This is a genomic window from Dactylosporangium sp. NPDC005555, from assembly GCF_040605635.1.
Classification (GTDB): Bacteria; Actinomycetota; Actinomycetes; order Mycobacteriales; family Micromonosporaceae; genus Dactylosporangium.
In genome coordinates, this window is record NZ_JBEXDG010000020.1 from 24,005 (window position 1) to 43,981 (window position 19,977).

Consider the following 19,977-nt stretch of genomic DNA (forward strand, 5'->3'; position numbering starts at 1 on the left):
GTCCTTGATCGACGGGTTTCGCGAGATTTACGCTGGATCGATGCGATGGCTGATGTACGGGGCGGGCGCGGTCGGTGGCGTGGTGGCGGGCCGGCTGGCCGCCGCCGGGCACGACGTGGCGGTCGTCGCCCGCGGTGCCCACCTGGAGGCGATCCGCCGCGACGGGCTGACGGTGCGTGAGCCGTCCGGCGACACCGTCGTCAAGCTCGACGCGGTGGAGCACCCGGCGGACACCGGCAAGGACGTGGTCGTGCTCGGCATGAAGGGCATGGACACGCAGGCGGCGCTCGTCGCCCTGGAAGGGTTCGACGGGCCGGTCGTCTGCCTGCAGAACGGGGTCGCCAACGAGCGCGCCGCCCTGCGGCACTTCGCCCGCGTGTACGGCGTCCACGTCATCCTGCCCGCGAGCCACCTGGAGCCCGGGGTCGTGATCGCGCACTGCGCCCCGGTGCCCGGCGTCCTGGACCTCGGCCGGTTCCCGTCCGGCAGCGACAGCACCGCGGAGGCGCTCGCCCGGGACCTGGAGTCGGCCGGGTTCGTGTCGCAGCCGCGCGCCGACATCATGCGCTGGAAGTACCGCAAGCTGCTGATGAACCTCGGCAACGCCGTCGAGGCGCTGTGCGGCCGGGTCGACGGGGTCGACGCCGCCGCCGCGCCCGTGCACGCCGAGGGCGAGGCGGTGCTGCGGCACGCGGGCATCGACGTCGCGTCCGCGGCGGAGGACCGGGAGCGCCGCGGCGACATCATGCGCTGGCCCTCGGACAGCAAGCTGGGCGCGGCACGGGCCGGCGGCTCGTCGTGGCAGAGCCTCGCCCGCGGCACCGGCACCGTGGAGGCGGACTACCTCAACGGCGAGATCGTCCTGCTCGGCCGCCTGCACGGGATGCCGGCGCCGGTCAACGAGACCGCCCGCCGGCTCGTGCAGCGCGCGGCCCGCCAGGGCCTCGGACCCGGCAGCATGACACCGGCGGAGTTTCTGGAGGCCGTGAGCTTGGGCACGAATGACGGACGATGAGCGGGCTTCTCGGGCAGGATTTGTCAGGTGGCTTCTGACGACCGGCTCGCGGCCGTGCTCTTCGACATGGACGGCACCCTCGTCGACAGCGAGAAGGTGTGGTCGGTCGGCCTGACCGAGCTCGCCACCCACTACGGCGGTGAGCTGTCCGCGCAGGCCCGGCACGCGATGGTCGGCAGCAACATGACCGACTCGATGCGGCTGCTGCACGCCGACCTCGGCCTGCCCGGCAGCATCTCCACCGACGACAGCGTCAGGTGGCTGGAGGCCAGGGTCAAGGAGCTCTTCCACGGCGGCGTCGAGTGGCGCCCCGGTGCCAAGGAGCTCCTCGCGGCGTTGCGTGCGGAGGGTGTACCTCTCGCGCTGGTCACCGCCACGCACCGGCACCTCGTGGACGTGGCGCTGCTGACGATCGGGGCGGACAACTTCGACGCGGTCGTCGCCGGTGACGAGGTCGACCAGACGAAGCCGCACCCGATGCCGTACCTGACCGCGGCGCGGCTCGTCGGTGCCGTCACCGCCGCCGACTGTGTCGCCGTGGAGGACTCGCCGAACGGGGTGCGCAGCGCCCGGGCCGCCGGCTGCGCCGTCCTCGCCGTGCCGTGCGAGGTCGACCTCGACCCGACCGGCGTCACGCTCGTCGGCTCGCTGCTCGACGTCGACGTGGCATACCTGCGGAAACTGGTGGCATAGCGAAAGGGGCGCCCCCGTGGGCGCCCCTTCCACCGTCGTGGTGCTCGTGGTGCTCAGTCGTGCTCAGTCGTGCGAGATCGCCTGCAGGACGTCGACCCGCGAGGCCCGGATCGACGGCAGGATCGCCGCGATGACCCCGACCAGCGCCGCGAGCAGCAGGTACGTCGCCATCTGCGACCACGGGAACGCCAGCTTGCTGAAGCCCTCGTCGCGCAGCGCCCTGACCACGGCCGCGCCGAGACCGGTGCCGACGGTGAGGCCGAGCAACGCGCCGAACGTGGAGATGACGACCGCCTCGACGGTGACCATCCGCATCGTCTGCGCCCGGCGCATCCCGATCGCCCGCAGCAGCCCCAGCTCGCGGGTCCGCTCCAGCACCGACAGCGCCAGGGTGTTGACGATGCCGAGGACCGCGATGAGGATCGCCAGCGCGAGGAGGATCTGGATCATCGTGAGCAGCTGGTCGAACTGCGCGGACTGCGCGTCGACGTACTCGGCCCGGTTCGCGACCGACACCTCCGGGTTGTCGGCGAGCAGCTGGTCCACCTGCCGCTGGACGCCGGCGACGTCGGTGCCCTCGGCGACCCGCAGGTAGCCCCAGGACGGCTGCGCGCTGCGGTAGTCCTTCACCACGTCACCGGAGACGACGAGCCCGCCCATGACGTCGCTCTTCTTGTACACGCCGACGACCTTCACCTGGTGCGGCTCGCCGCGGGTGAACTGCATCGTCATCGTCGAGCCGACGGTCAGGTTGCGTTTCTTCGCGTCCTCCTCGTCGATGACTGCCTGGTCCGGGCCGCTCCACCGCAGCGTCCCCTGGGTCGCGGTGAGCTTGAACATGCCCGCGTAGGCGGCCATGTCGTCGGTCGCCGACACACCCCGGCCCCCACCGTCGACCTGGGCGAAGTCCCAGTACTCGCTGGCGGAGCTGGACACGCCCGGCAGCTTCGCCGCCGCGCTCATCACCGCTGGGTCGAACTTCGCCGGCCCGTTGTCGTCGCCGTCCCCGGAGATGATCAGGTCGACGGTCACCTGGGTCGCCGCCTGCGACGACAGGCTCTGCTTCGCCGAGGCGAGGATGACGTTGACGCCGGTGATCAGGGCCAGGCCGACCATGAGCGCGGCCGCGGTGATCGCGGTGCGCCGCGGGTTGCGGCCCGAGTTGAGCCGGCCCAGCTTGCCCGGCACCGACCAGGAGAACAGCCGGCCGAGCAGCCCCACCACCGGCTTGGCCAGCAGCGGGGTGAGCAGCGCGACGCCGATGAAGCTGATCAGGACACCGCCGAGGATCAGCCACAACGTGTTGCCGCCCTGACCGGCCAGGCCGAGGCCGAGCATCGTGCCGCCGACGGCGCCGATCAGGGCGCCGCTCACGGTCAGCTTCGTCAGCGGGCGGTCCGGGGTGGCGACCTCCTGCAGCGCCGCGATCGGCGGGATGCGGGAGGCGCGCAGCGCCGGGAGGACCGCGGCGACGACCGTCACCAGCAGGCCGACCACGAACGAGCTGATCACCGCGGCGGCCGGGACACCGACGCTGGCGAGGGCGACGCCGCTGACGTTGCCGAACACCCAGGCGAGCAGGACACCGACGCCGATCCCGGCGGCCAGGCCCAGGACCGAGGCGATGAGCCCGATCGCGACCGCCTCGATGATCACCGAGCCGAGCGTCTGACCCCGGCTGCCGCCGAGGGCGCGCATCAGCGCCAGTTCCCGCGTCCGCTGCGCGACGATGATCGAGAACGTGTTCAGGATGAGGAAGGTACCGACGAACAGCGCGACACCGGCGAACCCGATGAGGACGTTGTTGAAGAACTTCAGGCCCTCCCGGAACTCCTTGGTCGTCTCGTCGGTGAGCTGCTGCCCGGTCTTGACCTGGAACCCCCCGGCCTCGCCGCCGAGCGCGGCGGCGACGTCGTCGCGGAGCTTCTCGTTGGACACGCCCGCGGCGGCCGTCACGTTGAGCCCGCTGTACACGTCCTTCTCGCCGAGCATCAGCTCCTGCGCGACCGGCGTGGTGAACAGCACCTCGAGGGAGCCGCCGAGGGAGTCGCGGTCGCCGCTGTAGCCGAAGATGCCGACGAGCTTGAAGACCTTCTTGCCGGGCTGCAGCGTCAGGACGCCGACGTCGTCGCCGACCTTGAGCCCGCCGGCGGCCTTCGCGGTGGTGACGTTGACGACGATCTCGTTGTCGGCGGTGGGTCCGCGGCCCTCCCGCAGCTGCAGCAGGTCCGACGTGCCGACCCAGTTGCCGCCGAGGCGCGGCGGGCCGAACGTGGTGACGACCTTGCCGTTCTTGCCGATGACCCGGGCACCGTCGGCGGAGGCGTCACCGACGACGTTCGCGACGCCGGGGACCGCGCGGACCTTCTCCAGGGTCGCGGCGGGGATGTTGCCCTGCTGCGAGGGGCCGAAGTCCTGGTCGCCGACCTTCGGCTTCTGGGTGACGTTGACGTCGGTGCCCTGGAACACCGACGAGAACAGGCTGTCGAACGAGCGGCCCATCGTGTCGGTGAGCACGAACGCGCCCGACACGAACATCACGCCCAGCACCACCGCGAGGCCCGACAGGACCAGCCGCAGCTTGCGCGACAGCAGGCTCTTGAGTGTGGCGCGCAGCATCAGGCGGTCCCGTCCAGGTCGTGCTTGTCCAGCTTCTTGAGCCGGTCGAGGACGGCGTCGGCGGTCGGCGCGTACAGGTCGTCGACGATGTGCCCGTCGGCGAGGAAGATGACCCGGTCGGCGTAGGACGCGGCGTTCGGGTCGTGGGTGACCATGACGATCGTCTGGCCGAAGTCGCGGACCGAGTTGCGCAGGAACGACAGCACCTCCGCGCCCGAGCGGGAGTCGAGGTTGCCGGTGGGCTCGTCGGCGAAGATGACCTCGGGCCGCGACACGAGCGCCCGCGCGCAGGCGACCCGCTGCTGCTGGCCGCCGGACAGCTGGCTGGGGCGGTGGCTGAGCCGGTCCCGCAGCCCGACGGTGTCGATGACGGTGTTGTACCAGGCGGCGTCCGGCTTACGGCCCGCGATCGACAGCGGCAGCAGGATGTTCTCCTCGGCCGTCAGCGTCGGCAGCAGGTTGAACTGCTGGAAGATGAACCCGACCTTGGTGCGGCGCAGGTTCGTGAGCCCCCGGTCCGACAGGCCGGTGATCTGCGTGTCGCCGATGAAGACGTCGCCGCGCGACACGGCGTCGAGGCCGGCGAGGCAGTGCATGAGCGTCGACTTGCCCGAGCCCGACGGGCCCATGATCGCGGTGTAACGGCCCTTCTCGAGCTCCACGGAAACGCCGCCGAGCGCGTTGACCTGCGCCTCGCCCGTGCCGTAGACCTTCCAGACGTCGACCGCCTTCGCGGCCACCTCGGTGCGCGTCGCAACCGATGCAGTCATGATTCCCCCTGGTGAATGGTGTGCCTTCATCCTCTGGGGAACATGTGCGCGTCTCGTCCGCCCGCAGGGCGACCCGACCACGGGTTTTTCGCCCGGGAATGGCCCGGAGCCGATCTCAGGGTCATCCCCTAGCCCGCGTTTCTCAGCATTCACAGCAATGGGCCGGGAAATGCGGAAAGCCGGCCGGGGGAGACCCCCGACCGGCTTTGTACAGCGCTGGTGCTTATTCGTACGCGATGGCGTTGAGGACGTTGAGCCTCGCCGCCCGGATCGCCGGGATGATGCCGGCGACGAGGCCGACGAGCACGGCCCCGAAGAGGTAGAACACCATCGTGCCCCACGGCATCGTGACCGCCCCGAACCCGACCACCCGCTTCAGCGCGGTGACGATCGCCGAGCCGAGCCCGGCGCCGACCGCGAGGCCGAGCACCGTGCCGAAGACCGTGATCACGACCGACTCGATCGTCACCATCAGCCAGGTCTGGCCGCGCCGCAGGCCGATCGCCCGCAGCATGCCCAGCTCCCGGGTCCGCTCGATCACCGACAGCAGCAGCGTGTTGATGACCCCCAGGACCGAGATGGCCAGGGCCGCCGTCAGTAGGATCTGCACGACGATCAGGATCGCGTCGAGGAAGGCCTTGCTGTTGCCGGCGTACTCCTTCGTCGTCAGGACGTCGACCTCGGGGTTGTTCTTGAGCACCCCGGCGACCGCCGCCTTGGCGTCCTCGACCTTGACGCCGCTGTTCACCTTGAGGAACGCCTGGATCGGCTGCGGGAACGCGAACCCGGCCTGCGCGTCGGTGTCGGAGATCGTCACGCCGCTGGAGCCGGCGTTGGTCTTGAAGATGCCGACCAGGGTCACCGTCTTCGTGCCGCCCTTGGAGAACGCCATCGTGAAGCTGTCACCCAGCTTGTACTTGCGGTCCTTGGCGGTCTTCTCGTCCACCACGAACTCGCCGCTGCCGATCCGGTCGACGCGACCCTCCGCGGCCTGCAGCTTCAGCACCGTCGAGGCCGCCGCCATGTCCTCGAAGGCGGCCACGAAGTCCTGCTTGCCGTCGAACTGCACCGCGTCGTAGGTGAACGCGGCGACCGTCTGGACCTGCGGCAGCGCCTTCATCCCGCGCAGCTCGTCGGGCTGGATGGTCGGGGGCACGTCGGACGTCTGCTGCCCCATGACGACCAGGTCGGCCTGCAGGTCCTGCTGCACCGACTCGTCGATGGCCGTGGACAGCGACGTGAACACCGTGCTGATCATCGTGATGATGGCGATGCCGATCATGACCGCGCCGGCCGTGATCGCGGTCCGGCGTGGGTTGCGCGCCGAGTTGCGCTTGCCGAGCTTGCCCGGGATCGTCCACGAGAAGATCGACCCGAGCGCCCCGACGAGGGGCTTGCTCAGCAGCGGGGCGAGCAGCGTCACCCCGATGATGATCAGCAGCACGCCGCCGAACACCAGCAGCAGCGTCGCGTCGCCGGCCCCGGCCAGCCCCCACGCCAGGGAGCCGCCGCCGAGCGCGGTGACGACCCCGCCGGCGATCGTGATCCCGGTCAGCGGCCGGTCGGTGCTCGCCGCGTCCCGCATCGCCGCGATCGGCGCGACCCGGGCCGCCTTGATCGCCGGCACCACCGCCGAGATCATGGTGACCAGGATGCCGACCGTGAACGACACGATGATCGCGGTGAGCGGGAAGCCCACCCCGGCGGACTCCATGTCGGCGGACGAGGCGAAGAACGACGCCCCGAGCGTGCCGAACCCGAGCCCCACGAGGAAGCCGATCAGCGACCCGACCACGCCGATGATCAGGGCCTCGATCAGCACCGACTGGATGACCTGCCCGCGGCCCGCGCCCATCGCCCGCAGCAGCGCCAGCTCCTGGGTGCGCTGCGACACGATGATCGAGAACGTGTTGAGGATCAGGAAGATGCCGACCAGCAGCGCGACCGTGCCGAAGCCGAGCAGGAAGTAGTTGACGTACGCCAGCAGGTCCCGCAGCTGCTTGCTGGACTCCTCCGACAGGTCCTCGCCGGTCTGCACCACATACCCGTCGCCGAGCGCGGCCTTGACGTTGTCGCGGACCTTGGCGTCCGAGACGCCGCTGTCGCTCCTCACGTCGATGAGGTTGAACGCGCCCTTCTGGCCGAGCATGAGCTCCTGCGCGGTGCCCTCGGTGAACAGCACGGCGGTCTCACCCGCCATCGAGTCCCGGCCGCCGCTGTACTGCATGATGCCGGAGATCTTGAAGGTCTTGCGCGGCTGGGTGCGGGTGATGACGTCGATCGGGTCACCGACGGCGAACCTGCCCGTGAGGGCGAGCCCGTTGTTGATGACCACCTCGTCGTCCGCCGCCGGCGCCTTGCCGGCGATGAGCTTCGTCAGCTCGTCCTCGCCGCCCCAGTTGCCGCCGAACTGCCCGGACCCGCTGGCCACGATCTTGCCGTTCTTGCCGACGGCCCGGGCCCCGGTCAGGAAGACCTGCCCCTTCGCCGACCTCACCCCGTCGACGTCCGCGACCTTCTCCACGTCGGCCGCGGTCAGCGGCTTCAGCGACTGGGCCGGGCCGCCGCCCTGCGCCTCGACGTCGGCCTTCGTGGTGACCTGCACGTCGGTGTTGGTGTAGATGTCGGCGAAGATGTTGTCGAACGTGCGTCCCAGCGTGTCGGTCAGCACCAGCGAGCTGGCGATGAACATGACCGACAGCACGACCGCCAGGGCCGACAGGACCAGCCGGAGCTTGCGCGCCAGCAGGCTCTTGAGCGTCGCGCGTAGCACGGCTCAGCCCGCCTGCGGCGCGTCGGTGGCGCTCTCGACCTTGGCGTCCAGGCCCTTGAGCTTGTCCAGCACCGCGTCGGCGCTCGGCGAGTGCAGCTCGTCGACGACCCGCCCGTCGGCCAGGAAGATGACCCGGTCGGCGTAGGACGCCGCGTTCGGGTCGTGGGTCACCATGACGATCGTCTGCCCGTACTCGCGCACCGAGTTGCGCAGGAACGACAGCACCTCCGCACCGGAGCGCGAGTCGAGGTTGCCGGTGGGCTCGTCGGCGAAGATGACCTCCGGCCGCGACACCAGGGCCCGCGCGCACGCGACCCGCTGCTGCTGACCGCCGGACAGCTGGCTCGGCCGGTGCTTCAGCCGGTCCCGCAGCCCCACCGTGTCGATCACCGTGTCATACCACTTCGGGTCCGCCTTGCGGCCCGCGATGGACAGCGGCAGCAGGATGTTCTCCTCCGCCGTCAGCGTCGGCAGCAGGTTGAACTGCTGGAAGATGAACCCGACCTTGGTCCTGCGCAGGTTCGTCAGGTCACCGTCGGACATCCCGGTCAGCTTGGTGTCACCGACGAAGATCTCACCGCGCGTCACCGAGTCGAGCCCGGCGAGCGTGTGCATCAGCGTCGACTTGCCGGACCCCGACGGGCCCATGATCGCGGTGAACTGCCCGCGCTCCAGTTCGACGCTCACCCCGTGCAGCGCGATGACCTGGGCCTCGCCGCTGCCGTACACCTTCCACACGTCCACCGCGCGGGCGGCGACCGCCTGCCCGGTCGTGACTGTCGTGGTCACGCTCGATCCCCCTCTGGTTTCGTGAATGACCTCACGCTACGGGGTGATCTCGGGCGTGCCGTCCTCCAGGGGTGCCGGTCGGGCTACTCCCTGCGAAGGAGACGGATCCCGCTCAGGAGCCCGGGCGGACCAGACCCGTCTCGTACGCGAGGACGACGGCCTGGACGCGATCCCTGAGACCGAGCTTCGTCAGCACGTGCCCGACGTGCGTCTTCACCGTGGTCTCGCTCACCGACAACGCCCTGGCGATCTCCGAGTTGGACAGCCCCCGCGCCAGATGGACGAGCACCTCCCGCTCCCGCTCCGTCAGCACCCGCAGGTCCCGCGGCGGCGCCGCGTCCGGGTCCGGCAGCGCGTCGGCGAACTTGTCCAGCAGCCGCTTCAGGATCCGGGGCGCGACCACCGCCTCCCCGGCCGCCACGGTCCGGATCGCCGCGACCAGATCGTCGGCGGGCACGTCCTTCGCCAGGAACCCGCTCGCCCCGGCGCGCAGCGCGCCCACCACGTACTCGTCCAGGTCGAACGTGGTCAGGATCAGCACCCGCACCGGCAGCTTCGCCTCGACGATCGCCCGCGTCGCGGCGACCCCGTCCATCCGCGGCATCCGGATGTCCATCAGCACCACGTCGGGCAGCAGGCGCCGGGCCAGCTCGATCGCCTCGACCCCGTCACCCGCCTCGGCGACGATGTCGAGGTCGGCCTCGCCGCCGAGCACCATCCGGAACCCGGTGCGCAGCAGCGGCTGGTCGTCCACGAGCAGGAGCCGGATCGGCCTCTCGTTCAAGCTGGCTGCCTTTCGCTGGTCACGCCGGCTGCCGTTCGACGGTGTCCGCGTGCTGTTCGATGGGGATCCTCGCGTGCACACGGTAGCCGCCCCCGGGCCTCGGCCCTGTGCGCAGCGTCCCGCCGTACAACATGACCCGCTCCCGCATGCCGAGCAGCCCGTGCCCGATGGCGGCGGTCCCGAGCTGCGGCCCGCGCCCCGTGTCGCACACCTCCACGACCACGTCGGTGCGGGTGAACGCCATCCTGACCTCGAGCGTCGCCGCCCCCGCGTGCTTCAGCGCGTTCGTCAGCGCCTCCTGCACGATCCGGTAGATCGTCAGCGCGATGCCCGGGTCCAGCTGCCCGGGCACGCCCTCGACCTTCAGCACCGCCTGCAGCCCCGCCTCTCGGATCTGCTCGACCAGGCCCTCCACCCCCGCGAGCCCCGGCTGCGGCGCCAGCTCCCCGGCCGGCTCCGTCTCCGTGCGCAGCACCGTCAGCAACCGCCGCATCTCCCGCAACGCGGTCCTGCCCGTCTCCTCGATCGTGGCGAGCGCCTCGTCGGCGGCCCGCGGGTCCCGCTGCAGCATCCGCCGCGACCCGGTCGCGAGGACCCCCATCACGCTCACGTGGTGCGCGACGACGTCGTGCAGCTCCCGCGCGATCCGCCGCCGCTCGTCGGCGACCGCCTGCTCGGTCAGCGCCCGCTGGCTCGTCTCCGCCGTCTTCGCCCGGTCCTCCAGGGCCGCCACGTACGCCCGTCGGGTCGCCATCATCCGCCCGACGGTGAAGCAGACCAGGGCGCTCATCGCGTTGAACAGCAGGAACACCTGCGGCCCCAGCACGAGCGGCTCCTCGTCGGTGCGCCCCAGCACCGTCGCGAGCGCCATCCCCGGCACCCAGATGAGCACCCCGGCCGCGATGGCCCGCTTGAGCGGCAGATACGCGGCGGCCGTATACGTCACGACGATCACCGCGAACCCGCCGTACACGACCGGCAGCATGCCCGTGAACGGCACCACGGTGTGCACCGTCGTGAACCACACCGCGAACCACAGCCACCGCCGCCGCACCGCCACCGCAAGCAACCCGGCCGTGTCGAAGACCAGCTGCGCCGTCAGGCTGCTCGACCCGAACATCTCCCGCGCCAGCGCCGTCGAACTCCCACTGACCACAGCGAGCACCACCGCCAGGGCGATGTCCTGCACCAACGGGTCCGCTCGGCGGCTCAGCACGCGCTTCAGCACCCTTCGTACGGTATCGGCTCCGGAACCCTTCGGATTCGTCGCCGCGTCCTACCCGCACCTCATGCTTGAGGATGAGACCCGCCTCACCCACCCCCGAGTCCCTCATGATCCACAAGGCCCTCCGAACCCTGCGCCGGAACGCCCCGCCACCGTCGCCGCTTGCCTCTTTCCCGTGATACGGAAGACTTTGTGTCGTCATAGCGGCACAAACTCTTCCGTATCATCAAGAACCCCGCCGAGGCGGACGTGACGGCCGATGCCGCGTCGGGTTGGATCATGCTGAATCGGTCTAAATAACTACGAATCAGGCAGGCCCTAGCCGGGCGAAACCGGGTGAGGCGAAACCGAGCCAATGGTGCTACTCGTCGCGGCCCGTCGGCGGCTCCTCGTCCGTCACCAGCGGCAGCGTGACCGTGGCCCGCTCCGGGAACGGCGGCGGCGTCCCCCCGAACGCCGGGCACAGTGCCTGGTGGGCGCACCACCCGCACAACCTGCTCGGGTGGGCGCGGAAGTCCCGCTCCTCGGTCGCCCGCTCGATCGCCTGCCACAGCGCCAGCAGCGTGCGCTCGAAGCGGGCCAGCTCGTCGGCGTCGGGGGAGAAGTCGCAGACCTCCCGGTCCTTCAGATACATCAGCCGCAGGACCTTGGGCACCACGCCGCGGGTCCGCCACAGCACCAGGGCGTAGAACTTCAGCTGGAACATGGCCCGGGCCTCGAACGCCTCCCGGGGGGCGCCGCCGGTCTTGTAGTCCACGACGCGGATGTCGCCGGCGGGGGAGACGTCGAGGCGGTCGACATAGCCGCGGATGACGAGCTTGCCGTCGACCTCGGCCTGCACATACGCCTCGCGCTCCGCGGGCTCCAGCCGGTTGGGGTCCTCGACGGCGAAATAGCCGCCGAGCAGCTCGCGGCTCGACTCCAGGAACCCCTCCACGTCGGCGAACAGGTCGGCGAGCCCCTCCTCGGTCTCGACCAGCCGCTGCCACTGCGGCGCGACGAGGGCGGCGGCGCGCTCAGGGGTCCGGCCGCCGGCCGGCTCCTCGAACAGCGCCTCCAGCACCGCGTGCACCAGCGTGCCCCGCATCTGGTCCGGCGTCGGGCGCTCGGGCAGACGGTCGATGGAGCGGAACCGATACAGCAGGGGGCACGTCTTGAAGTCGGCGGCTCGCGACGGCGACAGCGTAGGCAGGGTGGTGATGGTCTCCGTCATGCGTGGAAGGTTAGGCCACGGGTACGACAGTTTTCGCGGACCGGCGTCCCGGCGCGGACTACCCGTAGCATCATGGGCAATGGACGACTACCGCTCGGCACCCGCGCCGGCGTCGTCGGCCGCCCGCCCCCGGAAGCCTGAGCGCGGTTCCGGGATCCCGCTGGGTCGGCTGCTCGGCGTCCCGATCTTCCTCGCCCCGTCCTGGCTGCTGCTCGCCGCGCTGATCACGTTGACATATGGCCAGTTCCTGACGTCGCGCCGGGAGCTGCCGGTGAGCACCGGGTTCGCGGTGGGGTTCGGGTTCGTGGTGTGCCTGCTGGTGTCGGTGCTGCTGCACGAGCTCGGGCACGCGATCACGAGCCGGCGTAGCGGCATCGGTGTGAGCGGCATCACTCTGGAGATGCTCGGCGGTTACACCGAGATGGAGCGGGAGGCGCCGCGGCCGGGGGTGGAGCTGTTCGTGTCGCTCGCCGGGCCGGTCGTGTCGCTGCTGCTGGGGCTGTTGTCCGGCGCCGTCGCGCTGGTGCTGCCGCCGGGCGGGATCGCCGAGACGTTCGCGTTCCAGCTGGCGTTGAGCAACATCGTGGTCGCCGTGTTCAACGCGCTGCCCGGGCTTCCGCTGGACGGCGGACGGGCGCTGCAGGCCCTGGTCTGGAAGATCAGTGGTGACCCCAACCTCGGTCGCCGGGTCGCCGGCTGGTCGGGGCGGCTGGTCGCGGTCGCCACCGCCGTGACCGCGGTCGTCCTGTTCTACGAAAAAGTGCTCAACGGATACTTCGGACTCCTCTTCACACTGCTGGTCAGCATCACCATGTGGGTCGGCGCCGGCCAGGCGATCCGGCACGGGAAGGTCGCCGCGAGCCTGCCGCCGTTCAACGCCAGGGAGCTGGCCAGGCCGATCGTCCCTGTCGCGGCCGGCACGCCCCTCGCCGAGGCGGAGCGGATCGCCGAGCAGGTCGGCGGCAGGCACCTCGCGGTGGTCGACGGCGCCGGGTCGATGCTCGGGTTCGTGCACGGCGCGTCGGCGCGGGCGGTCCCGGCGGAGCGCCGCCCGTGGGTCCCCGTCGGCGACGTCACCCGCCGGATCGACGAGCACCACGTCCTGGCAGGCGATCTGCGGGGCACCGACCTGCTGCACGCCATCCGGGACGACCCGGGCGGCGACTACCTGGTGGTCTCGGGTGAGGATGTGCACGGCGTCCTGCGCGGCGCCGAGCTGCTCTCGCTCGTGGAAACACGCCGGACCACCACCAGAAGGAATCGCACGTGACTGTGTCCCTCGACCTGCCAGCGACCCGCAGGGGACCGTTCCAACCGGGTGACCGGGTCCAGCTGACCGACCCCAAGGGCCGGATGCACACGATCGTGCTCGAGCCGGGCAAGGAGTTCCACACCCACCGGGGCGCACTGCCGCACGACGACCTGATCGGCAGGCCGGACGGCAGCGTCGTGACGTCGGCCGGCGGCACCGCGTATCTCGCGCTGCGCCCGCTGCTGTCGGACTACGTGCTGTCCATGCCCCGCGGCGCCCAGGTCATCTACCCGAAGGACGCCGCGCAGATCTGCGCGATGGGTGACATCTTCCCCGGCGCGAGGGTCCTGGAGGCCGGGGCCGGCTCCGGCGCGCTGACCTGCTCACTGCTGCGAGCCGTCGGGCCGAGTGGCACCGTGACGTCGTACGAGATGCGCGAAGACTTCGCCGCCATCGCCCGCCGCAACGTGGAAGCCTTCCTCGGCGGCCCTCAGCAGGGGTGGACCTTGCGGGTAGGTGACGTAGCCGGCTGCGAAGATGTCGGTTTTGATCGGATAATCCTAGACATGTTGACCCCGTGGGAGATCCTGCCGCTCGTGTCGCGGGCGCTGATCCCCGGCGGGGTGTTCATCGGCTATGTGGCGACCACGCCACAGCTGTCCGAGCTGGTGGAGGCGTTGCGCGAGGACGGTGGCTACACCGAGCCCCGCGCCTGGGAGAGCCTGGTGCGCGACTGGCACGTCGAGGGACTCGCCGTACGACCCGATCATCGGATGATCGCGCACACGGCGTTCCTGGTCAGTGCCCGCAAGCTCGCACCGGGGGTGACGGCGCCACCCCGGCGCCGGAAGCCGAGCAAGGGCGCCGAAGCGTACGCGGCCCGGCGGTTGGCGGCCGCCGCGGTCGCACGGGAGGAGGAGGCAAAGGATGAGCCGTCCGAGCTTCAGTGACCTACCTGCCGTATTTCCCGACTGGTCGCCCTATCCCGACCTCGAGTCGGCGGCCAGGGCGTATCTGCGGGACCCGGACATCGCGCTCGACGCGATGGCCGGGGTCCTGCGGGGGCAGAGTGTGCTCGGCTTCACGCTCGAGCGGTTCGTCAACGACGTCAACGGGGTCTGGCAGGAGGTCGTCGTCTGCGACGGCACCCGGCTCATCCTGTGGCACGGCGAGGACATCCCGCCCGAGGAGGCGCCGCCGGGCTCGATGACGTCGTCGCTGCGGGTGGTGGCGCTGTCCGCGGTGACCGAGGTCGGCTGCCGCCGGCGGCTCAGCCGCAACCCCAACGGGCACGCCCGAGTGGACAGCGTCGATGTCTACCTGCTGCTGACCTCGCTGGACGAGGCGAACGTGGCCGCCGAGGAGGCAGGCTCCGTCATCCGCCACGACGCGTTGCGCTTCGGTAAAACTCTCGATGACGGCGGCGCCGGACAGATCGCCCGTTTGGAGGAATTTGCCCGGCTCGTCTCTTCGCTCGTGGGCAAGCCGATGCTATGAGGCGTTGGGCCCGGCGACCGGCACGTCGTCGGCCGCCCGGTGCACGTGGATGCAGTCGCCGGGGCACTCCTTGGCCGCGTCGATGACCTCGAGCCGGAGGTGTTCCGGCACGTCGACACGGCTTCCGGGGGCCAGCAGCAGCTCGCCGTCGGTCCGCTTCACATAGGCCAGGCCATCGACGTCGAACTCGAAGACCTCCGGGGCGTACTGCACGCACAGCCCGTCGCCGGTGCACAGGTCCTGGTCAACCCACACCTCAAGAGCACTCACGCTGCAACATTACAGGGCTGGTGAAAAGAGCCTCCAGGCCGCACGATTTGTAAAAGCCCTGTGGCGCACGGGTTCGAAGGGGCCCAGACCGGCGAACAACAGTTAGTGTTAGAGCACAACGTTCAAAGCCCCCGGGGAGGTGGGACGTGGCACGCAGCGACGACGCGGAGACGCGCGCCGCACGATGGGAGAAGGACGCCCACGATCTCTCCACGCAGGTCGCCTTCCTCCAAGAGGAACTCGCCCTGGTGCGGCGCAAGCTGACGGAAACACCGCGACACGTGCGACAGCTCGAGGAGCGGCTCGCCGCAGCGCAGGCGCAGATTGCCCGGCTGACCGAAAACAACGAGCGGCTCGTGGCCACCCTCAAGGAGGCCCGCGCCCAGATCGTGACGCTGAAGGAGGAAGTTGACCGCCTGGCACAGCCGCCGAGCGGTTACGGCGTCTTCCTCGCCCGCCACGAAGACGGCTCTGTCGACGTCTTCACCGGTGGGCGCAAGCTGCGCGTGGCAGTTTCCCCGGCCATCGAGGTCGAGGAGCTGCGCCGAGGCCAGGAGGTCCTGCTCAACGACGCCCTGAACATCGTCGACGCGCTCGGGTTCGAGCGGGCCGGCGAGGTCGTCATGTTGAAGGAGATCCTGGAAGGCGGTGACCGCGCTCTCGTCATCTCGCACGCCGACGAGGAGCGGATCGTCCACCTGGCCGACACCCTCTCCGACGCGCCCCTGCGCGCCGGTGACTCGCTCATGATCGAGCCCCGCTCTGCGTATGCGTATGAGCGGATCCCGAAGAGCGAGGTCGAGGAGCTGGTGCTGGAGGAGGTGCCCGACGTCGACTACACCGACATCGGTGGTCTCTTCTCGCAGATCGAGCAGATCCGCGACGCCGTGGAGCTGCCCTTCCTGCACGCGGAGCTGTTCCGCGAGCACCTCTTGCGCCCGCCGAAAGGCGTCCTGCTCTACGGCCCTCCCGGCTGTGGCAAGACGCTGATCGCCAAGGCGGTCGCCAACTCGCTGGCGAAGAAGATCGCCGAGCGGCGCGGTGAGGAGCGCAAGACCAGCTACTTCCTCAACATCAAGGGTCCCGAGCTGCTCAACAAGTATGTCGGCGAGACCGAGCGGCACATCCGGCTGATCTTCCAGCGCGCCCGTGAGAAGGCGAGCGAGGGCACCCCGGTCATCGTGTTCTTCGACGAGATGGACTCGGTGTTCCGCACCCGTGGCTCGGGGGTCTCCTCCGACGTCGAGAACACGATCGTGCCTCAGCTGCTGAGCGAGATCGACGGCGTCGAGGGTCTGGAAAACGTCATCGTCATCGGCGCGTCCAACCGGGAAGACATGATCGACCCGGCGATCCTGCGCCCCGGCCGGCTCGATGTGAAGATCAAGATCGAGCGACCGGACGCCGAGGCGGCCAAGGACATCTTCTCCAAGTACATCCTCACCACGGTTCCGCTGCACAAGGACGACATCGCCGAGCACGGCAACTCGCCGGACGCGACGGTGGCGGCCATGATCGACGCGGTGGTCCTGCGGATGTACTCCGAGACCGAGGAGAACCGGTTCCTCGAGGTGACCTACGCCAACGGCGACAAGGAGGTCCTGTACTTCAAGGACTTCAACTCCGGCGCGATGATCCAGAACATCGTCGACCGGGCCAAGAAGATGGCGATCAAGGACTTCCTCAGCAACGGGCAGAAGGGCATGCGCCTCCAGCACCTGCTCGACTCCTGCGTTGACGAGTTCCGCGAGAACGAGGACCTGCCCAACACCACCAACCCCGACGACTGGGCCCGCATCTCCGGCAAGAAGGGCGAGCGGATCGTCTACATCCGCACGCTCGTCTCCGGCGGCAAGGGCGCGGAGGCCGGCCGGTCCATAGAGACCGCGACCAACACCGGCCAATACCTGTAGGACCGCGACACGAGCGGGCGGCGACTCCGGAAAGGGTCGCCGCCCGCTTCGCGTGAGCGGAGCGGAGGGGAAGGCACGCCCGGCGGAAGCGCCAAGAGCAGCAAGCGGCATGCTCCGGCCCGTCGTGGCGAAGGTCCGTCGCTCCCGCCAGCCGCCGGTCAGGCCGTGGACGGCCTTCCCTCTCCCGCCGCCGGTAGTCGCCCAGCCGCGACCGTCCCGGCCGCGAACACCCGCGGCGTCTCAGGCGGACCGCGCGGCCTCCGTCAGGACGGTCTCGAGCGTCGTCAGTACCGTGGACGCCTCCGCCAACGAGAGATGGTGCGTGTCCGCATAGCACGTCAGGACCGTGGCCCGCTCCGCGTCGTCGGCGTGCACGAACAGCCGGCTCGACGGGGTGTCCTTGAACGGCACCCACTCGAGGGTCCGCCGCGGCACCGCCCCCCGCACCTGCGGCGTGTCCGGTCCGCGCCGGTCGTTGAGGTGGAAGTCGACCCGGAACTGCGGCCCCCGCTCCGCCGCGATCCGCGCCACGAGGGACTCCTTGCCCGCCGTGTCGTAGTACGCGTGCTTGTACGCCACCGTCGCGGCCCGCCGGGCGCTGTCCACCACGGCGCCGAACGGCGCGTCGGCGACGTCGACGAGGCACAGCCCCGGCTGGGCGACCGGCGCGACCACGTCCGCGAGCCCGGCCCGGAAGCGGTTGTTCGTGACCAGCAGCACGGGCACCGGGTCGATGCCCGCGCAGCGCCGCACCGCCACCGCGAACGCGGCCAGGAGCGTCGAGGCGGGATCGGCCCCGGTCCGCTCGGCCAGGACCCGCGAGGCCAGGGGGATCGCGGGGGAGACCAGCCGCCCCTTCCAGTGCCGCGGCCGCTCCCGGCGCCGCGACAGGCCCGGCCACGGCGCGGGCATCGCCCGCAGGACCCGCTCCCAGTGCCGCAGCGCGTTGCGGCTCTGCCGGGCCCCGGCCTCCGACGCCTGCCAGCCGGCCTGTTCGAGGGGTTGCATCCCGGCGACCGGCTCCTGCACCCGCGCGGCGACCTCCCGCAACATCACCGCCGCCCCGGACCGGTCCATCGCCAGGTGCCAGATCACGGCACACAGATGGGTGACCCGGCCGTCGTGCCGCACGACCCCCATCCGGATCGGCCAGTCGTCCGTGAAGTCCACGCTCTCCCGCCGGAACCGCCGCAGCATCCGGTCCGCCTCGACGGCAGGGTCCTGCGCGTCGACCACCTCCAGGACGGCCTCACCCGCCGCCGCGACGACCTGCCTCGGCGTCCCGTCGGCGGCGAACCGGACGCGCGTGCGGAGCACCTGGTAGCGGCTCATCAGGTACCGCAGCTCGGCGCACACGTCGTCGACGGTCGTCCCCGCCGGTACCGGCGAGATCCCACCCAGTGGTAGTTGATCGCCGAACCGGGTCATCGACGCCCAGATGTCCTGCTGCCCCCACGACAGCGGCGCCTCGCCGGCGCCGACACCCTCGAAAGCGACAGAAATTCGCATCAGTGGATGTTACGGGCGGCGACGGCTTCACAACAATCGGACATCATGCAAACCTGGCGTGCCGCGGTGGAGGCAGACTGTCGTACCTTGCGACTAGGGTTGTGGGCATGAGTGTGCGGCGCGTGATGGGCACTGAGGTCGAATATGGCGTGTCGGTGCCCGGCCAGCCGGGGGCCAACCCGATGGTGACGTCATCCCAGGTGGTCAACGCTTATGGCGCACGGCCCGAGCTCACCAAGGGCGGCCGGGCCCGGTGGGATTATGAGGAGGAGTCCCCGCTGCGCGACGCGCGCGGGTTCACCTATTCGGGTGCCCTCTATGACCCGGCCGAGGCTCTCGCGGACGAGGACCTCGGCCTCGCCAACGTCATACTGACCAATGGGGCCCGGCTCTATGTCGACCACGCCCACCCCGAATACTCCACGCCCGAGTGCACCAACCCGCGCGACATCGTGCTGTGGGACAAGGCCGGCGAGCGGGTCATGGCCGAGGCGTCCCGCCGCGCGGCGACGATCCCGGGGACGCTGCCGATCCACCTGTACAAGAACAATACCGACAACAAGGGCGCCAGCTACGGCACCCATGAGAACTACCTCATGCGCCGGCAGACCCCGTTCGCCGACATCGTCATGCATCTCACGCCGTTCTTCGTCACCCGGCAGATCGTGTGCGGGGCGGGCCGGGTCGGCATCGGGCAGGACGGGTCCGGCCCCGGCTTCCAGATCTCCCAGCGCGCCGACTTCTTCGAGGTCGAGGTCGGCCTGGAGACGACGCTGAAGCGGCCGATCATCAACACCCGTGACGAGCCGCACTCCGACGCCGACAAGTATCGGCGCCTGCACGTCATCATCGGCGACGCCAACCTGTCGGAGATCTCCACCTATCTCAAGGTCGGCACCACGTCGCTCATCCTCGCCATGATCGAGGACAAGGTGCTGTCCGCCGACCTCGGCATCGCCGACCCGGTCGCCGAGCTCAAGGCCGTCAGCCACGACCCGTCGCTGCGGCACCTGATCCGCATGCGCGACGGCCGGCGGCTGACCGCGCTGGACATCCAGTGGGCGTTCTACGAGCGGGCCCGCGCCTTCGTGGAGTCCCGGCAGGGTTCCGACGTCGACGAGCAGACCGCCGACGTCCTCGACCGCTGGGAGAGCGTCCTGGACCGGCTCGGCCGCGACCCGATGCTGTGCGCCGGCGAGCTCGACTGGGTCGCCAAGCTGCGCCTCCTGGAGGGCTATCGGGAGCGCGAGTCGCTCGGCTGGTCGTCGCACAAGCTCCAGCTGGTCGACCTGCAGTATTCCGACGTCCGCGCCGAGAAGGGCCTCTATCAGCGGCTCGTGGCCCGAGGGTCGATGGCGACGCTGTTCACCGAGGACGAGATCCAGCGCGCGATCGTCGAGCCGCCGGACGACACGCGGGCCTATTTCCGCGGCCGGTGCCTGGCCAAATACCCCGCCGAGGTGGTTGCCGCGAGCTGGGACTCGGTCATCTTCGACGTGGGCAGGGAGTCGCTGGTCCGGGTGCCGATGATGGAGCCCGAACGAGGGACCAAGAAGCACGTCGGTGCACTGTTCGACAAATGCCCGAGCGCGAAGGATCTGCTCGAAGCGATCACTTCCGGGTAAGTTCGAAGCAGCGGTTGTTTGGTGGTCCCC

General features: G+C 70.2%; 16 protein-coding genes. 7 read left to right on the forward strand and 9 right to left on the reverse strand.

Annotation, left to right across the window (positions count from 1 at the left end):
* Nucleotides 1-40 precede the first annotated feature (40 nt).
* A complete protein-coding gene (locus ABZS58_RS23020; protein WP_354784590.1) occupies nt 41-1,015 on the forward strand; it encodes a 2-dehydropantoate 2-reductase N-terminal domain-containing protein in 975 nt (324 codons plus the stop codon).
* Between the two features lie 54 nt (nt 1,016-1,069).
* The gene (locus ABZS58_RS23025) at nt 1,070-1,708 is read left to right on the forward strand and encodes an HAD family phosphatase (protein WP_354784833.1); all 639 of its coding nucleotides are present in this window, start codon (nt 1,070-1,072) and stop codon (nt 1,706-1,708) included.
* 63 nt (nt 1,709-1,771) lie between these two features.
* On the opposite strand, the gene ABZS58_RS23030 is transcribed toward ABZS58_RS23025, so the two are convergent.
* From ABZS58_RS23030 to ABZS58_RS23060, 7 genes are all read right to left on the reverse strand, one after another.
* Entirely contained in the window at nt 1,772-4,327 is a 2,556-nt protein-coding gene (locus tag ABZS58_RS23030; RefSeq protein WP_354784592.1) for an FtsX-like permease family protein, read from the reverse strand.
* The gene (locus tag ABZS58_RS23035) at nt 4,327-5,097 is read right to left on the reverse strand and encodes an ABC transporter ATP-binding protein (RefSeq protein WP_354784594.1); all 771 of its coding nucleotides are present in this window, start codon (nt 5,095-5,097) and stop codon (nt 4,327-4,329) included. Before ABZS58_RS23035 ends, ABZS58_RS23030 begins: the two co-directional genes overlap by 1 nt.
* Before the next feature lie 223 nt (nt 5,098-5,320).
* A complete protein-coding gene (locus ABZS58_RS23040) occupies nt 5,321-7,870 on the reverse strand; it encodes an FtsX-like permease family protein (protein ID WP_354784596.1) in 2,550 nt (849 codons plus the stop codon).
* Nucleotides 7,871-7,873: 3 nt separating this feature from the next.
* On the reverse strand, nt 7,874-8,659 hold the full coding sequence (locus ABZS58_RS23045; protein WP_354784598.1) for an ABC transporter ATP-binding protein: 786 nt from the start codon (nt 8,657-8,659) through the stop codon (nt 7,874-7,876).
* Nucleotides 8,660-8,771: 112 nt separating this feature from the next.
* Entirely contained in the window at nt 8,772-9,443 is a 672-nt protein-coding gene (locus ABZS58_RS23050; protein WP_354784600.1) for a response regulator transcription factor, read from the reverse strand.
* 19 nt (nt 9,444-9,462) lie between these two features.
* Nucleotides 9,463-10,671 carry a sensor histidine kinase gene (locus ABZS58_RS23055; protein ID WP_354784602.1) on the reverse strand — a complete coding sequence of 403 codons (1,209 nt, stop codon included), beginning with the start codon at nt 10,669-10,671 and terminating at the stop codon, nt 9,463-9,465.
* Between the two features lie 358 nt (nt 10,672-11,029).
* Nucleotides 11,030-11,881 (reverse strand): RecB family exonuclease, encoded by an 852-nt coding sequence (locus ABZS58_RS23060; protein WP_354784604.1) that lies wholly within the window; start codon nt 11,879-11,881, stop codon nt 11,030-11,032.
* A 79-nt stretch (nt 11,882-11,960) separates the two neighbouring features.
* On the opposite strand from ABZS58_RS23060, the gene ABZS58_RS23065 reads away from it, so the two are divergent.
* Genes ABZS58_RS23065 through ABZS58_RS23075 form a run of 3 tightly spaced genes read left to right on the forward strand, consistent with a single transcriptional unit; the run spans nt 11,961 to nt 14,630 of the window.
* Complete coding sequence (locus ABZS58_RS23065; RefSeq protein ID WP_354784606.1) at nt 11,961-13,151, forward strand: site-2 protease family protein; 1,191 nt, start codon at nt 11,961-11,963, stop codon at nt 13,149-13,151.
* Nucleotides 13,148-14,083, forward strand: coding sequence for a tRNA (adenine-N1)-methyltransferase (locus tag ABZS58_RS23070; RefSeq protein WP_354784608.1), 936 nt, complete (start codon nt 13,148-13,150; stop codon nt 14,081-14,083). Before ABZS58_RS23065 ends, ABZS58_RS23070 begins: the two co-directional genes overlap by 4 nt.
* Entirely contained in the window at nt 14,061-14,630 is a 570-nt protein-coding gene (locus tag ABZS58_RS23075; protein ID WP_033362888.1) for a hypothetical protein, read from the forward strand. The genes ABZS58_RS23070 and ABZS58_RS23075 overlap by 23 nt, the downstream gene beginning before the upstream one ends.
* Here ABZS58_RS23075 and ABZS58_RS23080 read toward each other — a convergent pair.
* Nucleotides 14,625-14,900 carry a ferredoxin gene (locus tag ABZS58_RS23080; RefSeq protein WP_354784610.1) on the reverse strand — a complete coding sequence of 92 codons (276 nt, stop codon included), beginning with the start codon at nt 14,898-14,900 and terminating at the stop codon, nt 14,625-14,627. The genes ABZS58_RS23075 and ABZS58_RS23080 overlap by 6 nt on opposite strands.
* Before the next feature lie 146 nt (nt 14,901-15,046).
* Between ABZS58_RS23080 and arc the strand changes: the two genes are divergently transcribed.
* The gene (arc, locus tag ABZS58_RS23085; protein WP_354784611.1) at nt 15,047-16,813 is read left to right on the forward strand and encodes a proteasome ATPase; all 1,767 of its coding nucleotides are present in this window, start codon (nt 15,047-15,049) and stop codon (nt 16,811-16,813) included.
* 240 nt (nt 16,814-17,053) lie between these two features.
* Here arc and ABZS58_RS23090 read toward each other — a convergent pair whose 3' ends face one another.
* Nucleotides 17,054-18,322, reverse strand: a complete 1,269-nt coding sequence (locus ABZS58_RS23090) for a condensation domain-containing protein (protein WP_354784613.1) — start codon at nt 18,320-18,322, stop codon at nt 17,054-17,056.
* Nucleotides 18,323-18,429: 107 nt separating this feature from the next.
* Between ABZS58_RS23090 and dop the strand changes: the two genes are divergently transcribed.
* Nucleotides 18,430-19,947: a depupylase/deamidase Dop gene (gene dop / locus ABZS58_RS23095; protein WP_354784615.1), complete on the forward strand. Its 1,518-nt coding sequence runs from the start codon at nt 18,430-18,432 to the stop codon at nt 19,945-19,947.
* The last annotated feature ends 30 nt before the right edge of the window (nt 19,948-19,977 follow it).

Excerpts from the sequence above, each read along its gene's own strand:
- ABZS58_RS23020 (WP_354784590.1), top strand. The coding sequence starts at position 41 with ATGCGATGGCTGATGTACGGGGCGGGCGCGGTCGGTGGCGTGGTGGCG.
- ABZS58_RS23030 (WP_354784592.1), bottom strand. The coding sequence starts at position 4,327 with ATGCTGCGCGCCACACTCAAGAGCCTGCTGTCGCGCAAGCTGCGGCTG.
- ABZS58_RS23035 (WP_354784594.1), bottom strand. The coding sequence starts at position 5,097 with ATGACTGCATCGGTTGCGACGCGCACCGAGGTGGCCGCGAAGGCGGTC.
- ABZS58_RS23060 (WP_354784604.1), bottom strand. The coding sequence starts at position 11,881 with ATGACGGAGACCATCACCACCCTGCCTACGCTGTCGCCGTCGCGAGCC.
- ABZS58_RS23065 (WP_354784606.1), top strand. The coding sequence starts at position 11,961 with ATGGACGACTACCGCTCGGCACCCGCGCCGGCGTCGTCGGCCGCCCGC.
- ABZS58_RS23075 (WP_033362888.1), top strand. The coding sequence starts at position 14,061 with ATGAGCCGTCCGAGCTTCAGTGACCTACCTGCCGTATTTCCCGACTGG.
- ABZS58_RS23090 (WP_354784613.1), bottom strand. The coding sequence starts at position 18,322 with ATGCGAATTTCTGTCGCTTTCGAGGGTGTCGGCGCCGGCGAGGCGCCG.
- dop (WP_354784615.1), top strand. The coding sequence starts at position 18,430 with ATGAGTGTGCGGCGCGTGATGGGCACTGAGGTCGAATATGGCGTGTCG.